Here is a 14,202-nt window from a genome sequence, read left to right as displayed (position 1 = left end):
ATGGAGGTTTACCTTAAGTGAGTCATTGTACTCCTCGATACCAAGCGCCCATTAAAGAGAACCTTGACCAAATACACGCCCTTGGACAAGCCCGTCTTTTCGAGGCCTATACGGGACTCCCCTGCGGAGACCATCTTGGACAGCCCTGTAACCATGTGACCCGTGACATCGTACACATATATTTCGGCAATCCCCGCTTCAGCGACACGAATCGTCCCCGAAATGGCGTCGAAAGAATTATTCAAGGCTACGACCTTGGGCTGTGCGGTAGTCGATTCCGAGCTCGAGCCCTGCGCGACTCCGGCCAGGGAAAAGCCGAAGGCATCCACATTGGGGCCGCCTTCTGCCGAAACAGACACCAGCTGGACCGTGTTCGCACCAGCATTGAGCGCCACAGCGCCGTCCACCACGGCGACTTCGTATGTGGTCCACGCTCCCGTCGAGGGGAAAACCACAGTTCCCACTTCCTTGCCGTTCACCACCAAGGTCATATCGCGGTTCGCATTGCCACCATTTGCAAAGCGGATGGCAATTTGCGACTCGCCCGCCTTGGATACGTTCAGTTTCCATGTAGCACTGCTGCCGGCTTCGTTGTTAAAGTTGTAGTAGCCGTCGCCGATATAGCCCGCATTGGTCTTTTCGTAGGTACCCACGCCCTCGTCCGGGTTAGCTGCATTCACAACGGACGCATAATCAAAACCGGCGGGCGTCACGACTTCGGAACTCGTGGGAACCACGCTGGAAGAGGAAGCGTCCACGGAACTGGAGCTGGCGGGAATTACCTCCTGAACGCCTTCAGGGACCTTGGCATAGTACACGTCCGGCTTCTTGAGGTTCTTGACCATGTCCGGGAGGTAGTAGCCCACATGAGGCGGCTGGTTGTAGGCCACGTTCTGCCAGGCGATACTCACACGGTAGTGGGTGTCGTGCAGCAACGTGTAAAGGCGGTAGGGAGACGTGGCTCCGGTCGAGAAAACAATCAGCTGCGAGGCGTCATTTGCATTGCGCATGATGAGTTCCTCGCGCCAGTCGCCAAACAAGTCGGCCACGAGACCCGGATTCGACTTGGTGCTGTTATTGACCGTGGCGTTGTTCACATTCGCCGGGGTAAAAATGCGATCAATTGTTTTTTTGGAGGAATTCCATTTCTCAATCTTGCCGCCCTTGCCGCTGCCGGTACCGTCAAAGAGTTCGTCCTGGAGGTCTCCATCCCAGTAAATGCGGAAGTTTACCGAGGGTGTCGTCGCATTCAATTTTTCACCCTTGCAAGTACGGATACCGCCGCTTTGGCCGCTCCACATTTCAAAACCGCGGCTGGTGGAATCGATGTCGGCAGCCATGCCGCGGCCGTTATCCACGCCCGGGTCCGGCTGCAAGTCGCCCCAAATGATTTTGCCGTTCTGGTCATGCATTTCGTCGGTATATTTGGCGCTCTTTTCTTCGTGAACATCCCACACTTCAAGGCCCGGCAAATCGGGATCCAGGTCGGAGAAGTGCATGGCATCGCCATGACCGAGGCCAGTGCGGTGCAGCAAGGTGCCGTCGTGCTTGAGGGCACCCGCACCCCAAACGATTTCGTCGTAACCGTCGCCGTCTATATCGCCCACGGAGAGGTTGTGGTTGCCCTGTCCATAGAGCCCCTGGCCCGACGTTTCGGATTTGTGTTGCCAAATCTGCGTGAGATTTTTTCCGTCAAAGTTGTAGGCAGCCACATAGGCCGCGGTGTAATAGCCACGGCTAAAGACCACGCTCGGATGCACTCCGTCCAAATAGGCCACCGCGGCCAGCATGCGTTCGCTGCGGTTGCCGTAGGTGTCGCCCCACTTGTTGGTAATGTCTCGCTTTGGCCAGTAGTCAATCGTATTGATGGCGGCGCCAGTCTTGCCGTTGAACACAGTCAGGTACTCGTTTCCGCTCATGATGGTGCCAGTACTTGTGCGGTAGTCCTTACTCTTGTCACCAATGACCGTACCTTTGCCATCTACCGTACCATCGCTTGTCTTCATCACGATTTCGGAGATGCCATCGCCATCCAGATCGTAGACCATGAACTGCGTGTAGTGCGCGCCCGCGCGAATATTCTTGCCGAGGTCGATGCGCCAGAGCCTCGTGCCGTCGAGCTTAAGCCCGTCAATGATAACAGAACCCGTGTAGCCGGACTGGGAATTGTCCTTGGAGTTGCTCGGGTCCCATTTGAGGACCAAGTCCATTTCGCCGTCGCCGTCCAGGTCGCCCGCGCTCATGTCGTTGGGCGTATAAGAGCACGTGGAGCCGTCAGGCATGGTCTGGTTCGCCGGAACATCGAGTTTGATGGTCGTGTAGGAATGCCCGCTGTTGGCACTGCCGAGTACCACCGAGGCCCCCGCCTGGGCGCCCTCAACACCGTTCACCACTGGGGCGACCGTATATTTCGCGGTAACGCTCCCCTTGGCATCCAGGTAGTTCGTACCCTGCGTTGCGTCGATGGTCGCAACTTTCGTACCGTCACGGTACAGGTTAAACCCTGTATTCGGCGCATCCGAAGCAAGCAGGCGCCAACTCACAAGCACGCCGTTGCCCGTATTGCCAACAGAGAGTCCTCGATTTAGGTACTCCACTTGACGCGTCGCCGAAAAAGACGGCGTCGCAAGACCCAAAGCAACGCTGGCAAAAGTCGCCACCGCCGTAACTTTCATTCCATAACCCATATAACACCTCATGGTTTTTTCATCCATAATTTATTTCCAGACGGACGCATTTCGACCCATCCCTGGCCGAAAGCGTCGTCTGTGGACAACAACCAAACCAACCGTTGTCCATTCTAAATATATACTATTTTTTATTAAAAAGTCCACATTATCAATGTTTTTTACGTAATTTTAACGAGATAATAATTATCCACAAAATAAATTGTCCACAGTTGCCCAGTAAGCAAAAAATGCCGTTTTCTGCTTGAAAACGGCATTTTTTTTCAATCAAGCCACACAAGAGCCTTTTTTACCGAACCCTCACGATATACTTGCCCTTGGGGAGACCCAAGCCGTTCACGTATTCGGCAAGCGGGACCTGAGGCATTGAACGGACCTCGCTCCACACGACCTTGCCCATAAAATTGATTACCTGTAGGCGCACCGGCCCCTTATTCACTTTCGCCACATCAAACACCATGCGCACGCCGGTCGTCGAAGTGTCGGTAGTATCCTTGACTTCAGGGCAACCTTCGCTCACGCGGCACACGCCGTCGATACTGAAGCCAAAGGCATCCAGATTCGGAGCGCCATCGCTTGTAAGCGACATGATCTTGAGTTCGGCTTCACCTTGCGGGGCATCCATCACCACGTAGGCCGTATCCCACTTGTCCCAACCACCCGTCGGCGGTGCACTCACGAGGTAGTCATGGTCCAGGTAGGCATTGAACATGCGATCCGACGATCCGCCGTTTGCATAGCGCACCGCTAGCGTCACATAGCCTGCGCCTGGGAACTTGACCTTATATGCGGCAAACGAGGCATTCGTATTATCCAGATTGTAATAGCCTTCGCCCGTAAAGCCAGTCCATTCGTTCTGAGTCCAGCCGATTCCAGCCGTATCCGGAGTGCTTGCATCAAAGAATTTCTTGATATCCTTGTCAATTTTCACCGTATCCTGCGTGCTGCCTTCAATCGGGGTAAACGGAACAAAGGTCACATCGTCAAGGCTCTTCGGGGTCGTGGTCGGGAATGCGGTTAACGCAGCACCATCGCCGGTATACTTCTGCGCCGTTCCGCCCTCGTAAACCGCCGTGAACTGCGTCGAGGCACTACCCATCACGAACGTATGGATGTAGGGAGACTTCACGTTCGAACGGCTCGGAGCACCCACCTTGTTGCCGTTACCGTCGTACCAGCCCAAGAACTTCTTGCCGCTCTTCGGAATAGTCTTGAGCATCACGGTCATGCCCTTCGGGTAATAGGCGTTAATCGAAGTCGCATCGGCAGCACCTTCGGGGCTCACCTTGACTTCGACCTGGTACATGGGCGCCATGTAGTCGCCGAGCTTTTTCACAATCGGGTCCTTGTGCGCACGCATCTGTTCGGTAATGATACGCCCGAAAGCGTTCGCACCGTTCATCTGCAAGTGCACCTGGTCCGTCTGGTCACTGCCCAGGTTGCTGTATTCTGCCTTGGTCGCATAGTTGAAGATGAACTGAGCCGCATACTGCTCGCCCACCGAAATCATGTAGTTCGCGACCATCTCGCTCATGTCGATAAACGGCACGTTGAGTTCCTCGGCGAGGCTCTTGTTGAGCGCCGGATAACCGCGGTAGCTGTTATGAATCTGCGTCGGGGAATCGTAATACAGGCGGCGAATCGGGCTCATGATAATCGGGTATGCTCCCTTCGCGCGGACATCGCTTACCATATTCTTCATGTTGGAAGCGAAGAAATCCTCGGTACTGTAGTTCACGTCATTGATTCCGAACTGGATTACGACGTAATCGCCCGCCTGAAGCTTTTCGGCAATGCAGTTACCGGCAGAACAGCCCTTCTTGAAGAACATGTCGTAATAACCGACTGCGGTATTGCCCTTCTTGTCCTTGCCGCCACCGCCAAGAGACATGCCGCCCTGGCCACGGTTTACCACCGCCGCCTTGGTCGGATCAAACCAAAAATGGAAATCCTGGCCCTGCCCCTGCTTGGGGTAGTAACCCTCGGCCCAGTCCTGCATGGTGGAGTCGCCACACATGTAGATGGTCACTTTCGCAAGTACCGCGGGAGCGGCAAGCATCGAGGCGATTACGGCACCCTGCCAGAATTTAGAGAAAGCACCCATTACTTCGCCATCCTCGTTGCGGCGACAAGCTTGCCGTCAAGTTTCACCTTCACCACGTACAAGCCCTTCGGGAGCAGTTCGCTATTCAGCGAGACTCCGTTCGCGCCAGCGGAAACACCTGTCGTCACCGCCAGGCGCATATTGCCCGACATGTCGTACAGGTAGACCTCGGCAAAGCCAGCCTTCGGGGTAACAAGCACGCCGCTCTTCGGGTTGTACACCACACCGCGCATAGCCATGGCAGGCATCACCCTTGTCGGGTCTTCAAGTTTCTGCGTACCGTCATAGAGTTCCACGCCGTCGATACCGAAGGTGAACATATCGAAGTTCGGGCCGCCGTCACTCGTCATCGAGGTAAACTTAATCGTGTTCACGCCCGCAACCAGTTTCACATCAACCTCGGCTTCGGAATACGTCGTCCAGGAGGCATCCGTCGAGGGGAAGCTAATCGTGCCAGCAGAAGCGCCGTTCACGGTAACCGCCATATTGCGGGAAGTACTCCCACCGTTCGTGAAGCGCACCGTAAGCGTAGTCTTCGCCTCGGTCTTCGAGAAGATTTCCCAGGTACCGTAGCTCGAAAGCGCATTGTCAAAGTTATAGTAGCCGTTCTTGAGGAAGCCTGCGTTTTCACTCTGAGTCCAGCCCTTGCCATCCTTCGGGGTAGAGGCATCCAGTTCGGACTTTCCGTTGTTCACCACCGGGGTCGTGTCGGCAGGAGCCGGGTCCTCGCCCACCACGAAGATGCTCGGCTGCTTGAGCGACTTCGCCATATCGGGCAAGAAGTATCCCGGATGAGGCGGCTGGTTGTAGGCCGTATTTTCAGAAGCGACCGCCGTGCGGTAGGTAGCATCGTGCATCAGCGTGTAAAGGCGGTACGGAGACGTCACCGGAGTCGAGACAATGTATATCGTGGTCGGGTCCTTTTCGCTACGCACCACCAGTTCTTCGCGCCAGTCGCCGAAGAGATCTGCCACGAGGCTCGGCGTATTCTTGGTGCCATTGCAACCCGTAGCACCGAGAGCGGCAGGCCCGTCAAAATAGACTTCGGACTTGATTGCAGAAGAGTTGAACTTGGTCACGTAGGCGCCATCCAGGAGCTCATCCTGCAGGTCGCCGTCAAAGTAAATGCGGAAGTTCTGGGAAACAGAAGGCGTACCGATTTTTTCGTGCTTTACGGTAAACATTCCACCGCCCTTCGCAGACCACATTTCGTAACCGCGATGGGTCGAATCCACATCGGCAGCCATGCCACGGCCGTTGTCTACGCCAGGATTCGGCTGCGGAGTTCCCCAGATAATCGTGCCGTCGTTTGCACGAAGTTCATCGGTATACTTGGCGTCCGTATGTTCGTGCACGTCCCAGGATTCAAGGCCCGGACGGTCCGGATCCAGGTCACCGATATGGTGGGCATCGCCATGACCGAGGCCAGTGCGGTAACGCAGAGTACCATCGTGGTTCAGCGCCGCAGCCCCGAAGAAGATTTCGTCGTAGCCATCGCCATCAAGGTCTGCCGCCTGAAGGCTGTGGTTTCCTTCGCCGTACAGGCCTTGGCCCGGATATTCCGACTTGTGGAGCCAGCGAAGTTTCAAGTCCTTACCGTCAAAATCGTAGGCAGCCACATAGGAGGAGCTGTAGTAGCCGCGTACAAAGATTGCACTCGGGTGCACTCCATCCAGGTAGCCCGTTGCCGCCAAGTAGCGTTCGCAGCGGTTGCCGTAGTTGTCGCCCCAGTAGCCATGCGCATCCTTGCCCTTCACGTGCTGGTTAATATCACGGCTCGGTTCGTAAGTAACGGTCGAAATCGCCGCACCGTCAACACCGCGGAAAACAGTCAAGTACTCAGGGCCTTTAAGGATCGTACCACCCGCGTCGCGGTAGTCCTTCGACTTGTCGCCGATCGCCTTGCCCGTACCGTCAATCGTACCATCGGCGGTCTTCACAATCATCTCGGCCTTGCCGTCGCCATCGTAGTCAAACACCTGGAACTGCGTGTAGTGTGCGCCCGCGCGGATGTTCTTGCCGAGGTCAATACGCCAAAGGCGCGTGCCGTCGAGCTTGTAGGCATCGATGAACACCGTGCCCGTGTAACCCGTCTGCGAGTTGTCGTGGGCGTTGCTCGGGTCCCACTTCAAGATAAGTTCGTATTCTCCGTCGCCATCGAGGTCGGCGGCACTCATGTCGTTCGGAGTGTACGTGCAGGTTTCACCATTGGGCATCGTCTGCGCCGCAGGAACCTCCAGTTTAATCGTCTTGTACGGGAAGGACCTTCCGCTGTTGGAGACCGTCTTGTCGAGCACCACGGAAACAGCCTGCTTGGCGCCTTCCTTGCCGTTCACCACGGCGGCAACCGTGTACTTGGAAGTCGTCTTGCCGGCAGCGTCCAGGTAGTTCGTGCCACCCGTCTTACCCACAGAAGCAACCTTTTCGCCATCGCGGTAGAGGTTGAATTCCGTCGCGGGGTCATCTGTACCCAAGAGACGCCAGCTCACGAGCATTCCCTTGCCCGTGTTCGTGACCGCAAGGCCGCGCGAAAGATTTTCCATCTGGCGCTGAGCCGCAAAAGAGGATGCAGCGATCCCCATCGTCAACGCGGCGACCGCAGCCACCGTTGACACCTTCAAACCTTTACCCATATACTACCTCGGAGTTTATCCTTTATAAAATAATTCCAGGCAACCAAATTCGGCACATTCCATACCAAAAACGTTGCCACTAGACAACCCCTCAAACATCAACATCCACTTTAAATATAATCAAAATTCAATAAAAAGTCCACATTACTTTTGAAAATTTTATAAAAAGTAAGGCATTAAACGAAGCCATAAAAAATTAAAAGTCCACACTAAGACGATAAAAAACGCCGTTTTTTTGCATAAAACGGCGTTTTTTGAACTATAGGTGTTCAAGCCCGTCATTTTACCTTTGAAAACGCGGACGTCGAAACTTCCCGCCCATTGAACTTGACCCGGGCATAGTACATTCCCTTGGGGAGCATGTCGGCTACCGAGAGGTGCGTGCTTCCTGCCGGAGCATACATCACCACGCGGGCGACCTTACCTCCCCTGATGCTAAAGACGCTCACTTCGACAAAACCGGCAGAATTTGTGTGCAGCACCCCGCTCCATGGGTTGAACGAAACCGAGGGCGGCAACTTACCCGAAACCATATAAGTGGTTCCCGGATCAACGGTGTCGGCAGGCGGCTCAATGCCCTCGATGACGCCTGCAGTGTCGATTGTATAAATCACCGGCTGGCTCAAACTCTTGACCATGTCGGGCAAATAGTAGCTCAGGTAAGGCGGCTGGTTGTACGCCGTATTCTGCCAGGCAACACCCATGCGGTAAACGGCGTCGTGCATGAGGGTGTAAACGCGGTACGAAGTCGCTTTGGGCGTCGCGACGATGTAAATCTTGGAAGGGTCTTCTTCGGATCTCAAGATAATCTCTTCGCGCCAGTCGCCAAAAATGTCCGCCATAAGGTTCGGCGTATTCTTGGTCCCATTGCAACCGACAAGCCCCAGGGCAGTTTCCCCGTCAAAAAGGGTATCGACCTTATGCGTCTTAATGTTGTACTTGGTCACTACCGCGCCATCCAGGAGTTCATCCTGCAAGTCACCATCAAAATACGTGCGGAAGTTTATCGAGAGCCCAATGTCTTTTGAGGGGCCCAAAACCTTGCCCTTGACATTGTGAATACTGGAGTCCCCTTTGGAACTCCACATTTCATAGCCGCGGTGAGAGGAATCGATATCGGCGGCAAGACCGCGCCCGTTGTCCCTGCCCCATTGCGCAGTTCCCCAAATGACGTTGCCCTTGCTGTCGCGAAGTTCGTCGGTATACGGAGTGATTGTTGAATCGGTAGTCTCGTGCACGCCCCAGTACTCAAGACCGGGGATATCGGGATCGAAATCGCCGATGTGCCCGGCGTCACCATGGCCAAAACCGGTGCTGTAAAGGACGCTGCCGTCATGTTTCAGGGCGGCCCCGCCAAAAACAATTTCGTCATAGCCGTCGCCATCAATATCGCCCGTCGCAATGTTGTGGTTTCCCTGCGCGTACAGGCCCTCGCCCGGAGTTTCGGACTTGTGGAGCCAGCGCAGCTTGAGGTCCTTACCGTCAAAATCGTAGGCTGCCACATAGGAGGAGGTGTAGTAACCGCGGGCAAAAATGGCACTCGGGTGGACGCCATCCAGGTAGGCCGTCGCCGCAATAAAGCGATCGCTGCGGTTGCCGTAGTCATCACCCCAACGCCCCTCTCTGCCAGTGGAGTCAACCCACAGCATTTCTTGAATAGAACGTGACGGGAGGTAATCAATCGTCGTGATTTCCGCGCCATCACTTCCGCGGAACACCGTCAAGAATTCGGGGCCGGACATGGCACGACCCGCAACACGGCCTGCAGTATCAATGTAATTCTTGCTAGAATCCCCAATGACCTTGCCCGTGCCGTCAATGGTGCCGTCCGCCGTCTTCATGATAATCTCGGCCTTGCCGTCGCCATCGTAGTCGTAAACCTGGAACTGGGTGTAATGCTGACCGGCGCGAATGTTTTTGCCCATATTAATGCGCCACATCTGCTTGCCGTCCATCTTGTAGGCGTCAATGAACACAAGCCCTGTAAAGCCTTCTTGCGAATTGTCCTTGGTGTTCGTCGGATCCCACTTGAGGACGATTTCGTATTCACCATCACCGTCGAGGTCAGCCACGCTGGCGTCGCTCGACACGTAGGAATACTCTTCGCTATCGGGCGGAGCGTCAGGATCGGGCTTTGGAACGTCGTCAGGCCAACGACTATAATCAACATAATCCAGAACTTTTCCACCTTTGGGCACATTCAGTTTGAGCACCTTGTACGGGAAAGAACTCCCGTGACTCGCGACCGTCGAATCGAACACGAACGATAGCCCGGCTTTTTCGCCCTCGGAACTATCGACCACAGCAGCGACCGTGTACTTGGAGGTTGCCTTGCCCTCCTTGTCAAGGTAATTTGTGCCCTGCCTCCCCAAGATGTCGACTATCTTTTTGCCATCACGGTAAAGGGCGAATGCGGTCTGGGGGGCGTCGGTACCCAGCAGGCGCCAGCTTACCAGCATGCCGTTGCCGACATTCGCGGCCACAAGACCGCGGCTCAATTTTTCCATTTGACGAGAGGTGGCTGCCTGTGCCGATACCCCAAGAACCAAAAGTGCGCACAACAAGAGCACGGCACGCTTCAAACTAAATTTCATTTGGAACTCCTTGTAAGTTCCTCCACCCAGACTCGCGCCTAAAAGATAAGCGATTTTCCTTTTTTTTTCAATAAAATTTCAAAAAAATTACATGAGCAAAAAATGCAGCGGGCACAAGGAACCTCCACGCCCCCCCCGTGCAACTTTTTTATTAAATTTTCTTGCAATGCCTAATTGGTGGAACAAATTCTCCTGGGAGTGGCTGTTCGATAACATCGCCGCCCGTTCCCCCACGTTCGTGAAGGTCATGGTCGTGACCGGGAAGTCCTTCTTGTACTATCACGGGATGACCCGAGCCGCCTCGCTCACCTACACGACGCTCGTGGCCATGGTCCCCCTCCTGATTTTGCTCACCTCGATTACCCTCTCTGTAGGCTTTGGTTCGTTCATCTCCGACTACCTGCCCATGCTCCTCGACATGCTGAACCTGGACTGGCCCACCGAGCAAGTCATGTCCATTGTGCAAAACGCCGAGCACATCCCCATAGGCAGACTCGGTTTCATTGGCGCCCTCGGCTTATTTGTCACCTTCATTCTCGCCTTCGGAAGCCTGGAGACGAACTTCAACGTGGTGTGGGAGGTCAAAACCTCGAGAACCGTCGTAAGACAAATCCAGGTGTACACACCCTTCCTCGTCATTATGGCTGGCTTTATCGGCATGTTCGCCGGATTCGTGAACCACGTGCAAAACGTACTCTCAATGATTATCGTGGATGGATTGCACTTTTCGCCGGAGCTGCTCAAGATTCTCATCACAGCATTCTGGTACACGGCATTCCACATCACCGCCATGGTCCTCATCTTTTTAATGCTGTACGCCCTCCCCGCCCGCAAGCTCCGCCAGCGGGAGACTGGCAAACACCCGCCGTACCGCAAGCGCAAGCTTTTTGGTGTCTCGTTCGCCTCGACCATCATTGCCTGGGTATGCATTAACATTTACGTCAAAATTCTCATGCTCATCCAAACGGCCATGGTCACCCGCATGTCCATTTTCTATGGCTCGCTAGCCTTTATCCCGCTGTTCCTGTTCCTGCTCTTTGGCGTGTGGTCTATAATCCTTTGCGCCAACAGCCTTGTGTGGACCATATGCTACTGGCAAGACGCCAAAGACAAAAAGTGGAACTGGAACGCCACCCTGGAGGACGTACACAATGCTCACCAAATCGAAGAATCCAAGTAAAAGCGCACTGACCGCATTTTTCGCCGTACTCCTGGTGCTGTTCCTCGCACCGTCGTGCTTTGCCGAACTGGCGGGGATGGGCGATGCCAGCACCTCCGAACAAAAAAGCGAAAGCGGACTCAAGGCATTGATTGGCCTTGGCGGCGGAAACACCATGATCGCCGACGATGGCGCGTTGTTCATGTCGCTTCGCATCGGTCTCGACCTTAAACCCTTGGTCGCCGTCGGCGCCTGGGCATCGACATCCATTGACGACGTACGCAACTACAGCGCCCCCATCAAACAGATGATCAACTACAAGTCCTTTGGCGCCTTTGTGGAACTTTTCCCGCTCCGCTTTAGCGAAATGTCCATCTCGGTGCCCATACAGGTTGGCGGCGGCGTGGTGAACATCATGGAAGCCGACGACGAAGCCTTTGCACCCGAGGACTATTTTTTTACAGCCGACATGGCGGCGCACTTCAACTACCGCCTGACCAAGATGCTCGAAATTTCGATTGGCGGCGGCTACCGCATGTTTGCCGGCATCGAGGAGAACTACCTCGACAACATGGATTTTTGCACTCCCTTCGGCGAATTGCGCTTTACCGTGAGAGAGTAACCTAGGCACCGCAGGCGACACCCATGACCCAGTTCATATCGCTGCGCGGCTGCCGTCTGCACAACCTCAAGAACATCGACGCCGACTTCCCGCGCGGCAAGGTGACCGTTGTTTGCGGGCCCTCGGGTTGCGGCAAGTCGACCCTCGTGCTCGACACGCTCCACGGCGAAAGCAAGCGCCGTTACCTGGAGACGCTCTCGCCCTTCGCCGCCGATTTACTGGGCGGCAGACGAAACATCCCGCTGACCAGCGCCGAGGGACTCCCCGCAAGCCTAGCCATAGGGCCAACCCGCGGCGAAGCACCCGCCAAGGCCTACGCCCTTTCTATTGCCGAATGCGACGGCGCCCTGCGCACGCTCTTTGCCGCCTATGCAAAGCCTGCCTGCCCCGTTTGCGGCAAGCCCATGGAATGTGAGACACGCGAGCAGATTATCCGCGAAATCGCCGGCATGGAGCTCGGCACCAAGCTGCAGTTCCTGGCCCCCATCGAAAGTGCAGGGAACACGCTCGACAAACTCTCGGCAGTCTTTTTGAGCCAAGGTTTTACCAGGGCTCTCGCCGACGGCACGCTCTATTCGCTCGCCGACCTGTTGCCCGGCGAAAAGGCGCTCACGCCCAAGGAATTCCTTATTGTGGTGGACCGCGTGATTGTGCGCGAAAACACCCGCACCCGCATCGCCGAGTCGGTCGACGCGACGCTCAAACTCACGCACTCGGCCATAGTGCTGGACATTGGCGGAAACCGCAAGCAATATAGTACTTTTCCGCGTTGCATGGACTCTGCCGACAAGGCGCACCAAAAAGCCGCCGCAAGCAAAAAAAACAGCACCGAGAGAATCCCTTCGCTCGAGGCACGTTTCTTTTCGCCCTACAGCCGCACCAGCGCCTGCCCGTTTTGTGAGGGCACAGGGACGCTCGTCAAAGAGGTCGATGACCGCATTGAGGAATGCCCCCACTGTAACGGCACACGGCTCTTGCCCGCCTACCGCAACGCTTCTATTGACGGCATCTCTTACGCGCAGCTGCTCGCCATGCCATTCACGGAGCTCACCAGCATCCTGCACCGGCTGCTCGACAACAAAATTACAGAGAACCTAAAGCCCACCTTCAACACGCTGCTCGAGCGCCTCAAAGCCATCGACGAGCTCGGAATCGGCTACCTCACACCGGGCCGCGCAGGGCAAACGCTCTCGGGCGGCGAAATGCAAAGGCTCAAGCTTTCGAGCCTCTCTACCGGGCACCTGAACGGACTCCTGATTTGCCTAGACGAACCAGCGAGCGGCCTGCACCAAAAGGACGTGGACGCCCTGTGGGACGTACTCCAAAAAGTCCGTGACCGCGGGAACACGCTTGTGCTCATTGAGCACAACCCCGCCATCATCCGCCGTGCCGACTACATTATTGAAATGGGACCAGGCGCAGGCGAAAAGGGCGGAGAAGTCTTGATGCAAGGCCCCGCCAAGCAAGTGCTCGCAAGCCCCGACTCGCCCACCGCCAAGTGGATCCGCGAGCTGGACGCCGTAAAGAAAGATTCCAAAAAAAAGAGCTGGGGCGCGGGCATCGAGGTGCAAGACTTTGCCCTCTACGACATGGCGCCCGTCAGCGCCAAGTTTCCTGTGGGCAAGTTCAGCGTCATCACGGGAGAAAGCGGGAGCGGCAAGTCAACGCTCCTCTTCGAAGGCATTGCAAGGCGTGCCCACGCGGGTGAATTCGCAAAACTCGGCATCGAGGACCTCTCCATTCTCGCCACGGGCGACTTCCACGGCAACAGGCGGAGCACCGTTTTGAGCGCCATTGACCTCATGTCCAAACTGCGTGACCTCTTCGCCAAGCTCCCCGAAAGTAAAGTTCGCGGCTACGGTCCCAACAAGTTCAGCATCCACGCGCCCGGCGGCCGCTGCGAGAACTGCAAGGGCGAGGGCGTTCTTCTGGATCCCTCCGGCTACGAAGAGACCGAATGCCCCGTGTGCCTCGGCAGACGGTTCCGCGACGAAGTCCTCGAAGTGCGTTTCAAGTCGTTTTCCATCGCCGATATCCTCGACATGGAAGTGGGCAAAGCCTACACGCTTTTCGAGAACCTCAAGCCATTTGCAGACAAGTTAAAGCCACTGGTTGAGACCGGTCTTGACTACCTGCGACTGGGGCAAACCACGGCCCACCTTTCGGGTGGTGAACGCGCAAGACTCAGGCTTTCGATTGCGCTATCACGCGCCAAGGCGCCCAATACGCTCTTTTTGTTCGACGAGCCTGCCCGCGGGCTGCATCAAAAAGACATTGGCCAGTTGCTCGGGCTCATTCGCGGGCTCTGCGACGCCGGCCACACCGTCATTGCGATCGAGCACGCGCAAGACTTTGTGAACGCCGCCGACTACGCGGTGGAACTCAAGCGCAAATAAAAGACTT

General features: G+C 55.7%; 7 protein-coding genes. 3 read left to right on the top strand and 4 right to left on the bottom strand.

Annotation, left to right across the window (positions count from 1 at the left end; translation table 11 throughout):
- Positions 1-8 precede the first annotated feature (8 nt).
- The 4 genes from BUB55_RS02560 to BUB55_RS02545 all read right to left on the bottom strand — a co-directional run bounded on the left by BUB55_RS02560 (position 9) and on the right by BUB55_RS02545 (position 10,018).
- The gene (locus BUB55_RS02560) at positions 9-2,687 is read right to left on the bottom strand and encodes a rhamnogalacturonan lyase family protein (RefSeq protein WP_200778507.1); all 2,679 of its coding nucleotides are present in this window, start codon (positions 2,685-2,687) and stop codon (positions 9-11) included.
- 289 nt (positions 2,688-2,976) lie between these two features.
- Positions 2,977-4,791: a GDSL-type esterase/lipase family protein gene (locus BUB55_RS02555; RefSeq protein ID WP_083596833.1), complete on the bottom strand. Its 1,815-nt coding sequence runs from the start codon at positions 4,789-4,791 to the stop codon at positions 2,977-2,979.
- The gene (locus tag BUB55_RS02550) at positions 4,791-7,424 is read right to left on the bottom strand and encodes a rhamnogalacturonan lyase family protein (protein ID WP_073187939.1); all 2,634 of its coding nucleotides are present in this window, start codon (positions 7,422-7,424) and stop codon (positions 4,791-4,793) included. The genes BUB55_RS02555 and BUB55_RS02550 overlap by 1 nt, the downstream gene beginning before the upstream one ends.
- 278 nt (positions 7,425-7,702) lie before the next feature.
- A complete protein-coding gene (locus BUB55_RS02545) occupies positions 7,703-10,018 on the bottom strand; it encodes a rhamnogalacturonan lyase (RefSeq protein WP_073187937.1) in 2,316 nt (771 codons plus the stop codon).
- Positions 10,019-10,184: 166 nt separating this feature from the next.
- Here BUB55_RS02545 and BUB55_RS02540 point away from each other — a divergent pair, with 166 nt between their 5' ends.
- From BUB55_RS02540 to BUB55_RS02530, 3 genes are read left to right on the top strand one after another with little or no spacing between them, the layout of a single operon-like run.
- Complete coding sequence (locus BUB55_RS02540) at positions 10,185-11,198, top strand: YihY/virulence factor BrkB family protein (RefSeq protein WP_083596832.1); 1,014 nt, start codon at positions 10,185-10,187, stop codon at positions 11,196-11,198.
- Positions 11,170-11,799, top strand: a complete 630-nt coding sequence (locus BUB55_RS02535) for a hypothetical protein (RefSeq protein ID WP_073187935.1) — start codon at positions 11,170-11,172, stop codon at positions 11,797-11,799. Before BUB55_RS02540 ends, BUB55_RS02535 begins: the two co-directional genes overlap by 29 nt.
- 23 nt (positions 11,800-11,822) lie before the next feature.
- Positions 11,823-14,195, top strand: coding sequence for an excinuclease ABC subunit UvrA (locus BUB55_RS02530; RefSeq protein WP_073187933.1), 2,373 nt, complete (start codon positions 11,823-11,825; stop codon positions 14,193-14,195).
- Positions 14,196-14,202 lie beyond the last annotated feature (7 nt).

Origin of the sequence: Fibrobacter sp. UWP2, from assembly GCF_900141705.1 — a bacterium.
Taxonomy (GTDB): Bacteria; Fibrobacterota; Fibrobacteria; order Fibrobacterales; family Fibrobacteraceae; genus Fibrobacter.
Note: the sequence above shows the minus strand (reverse complement) of the source record. Positions and strands in the feature narration are given on the sequence as shown.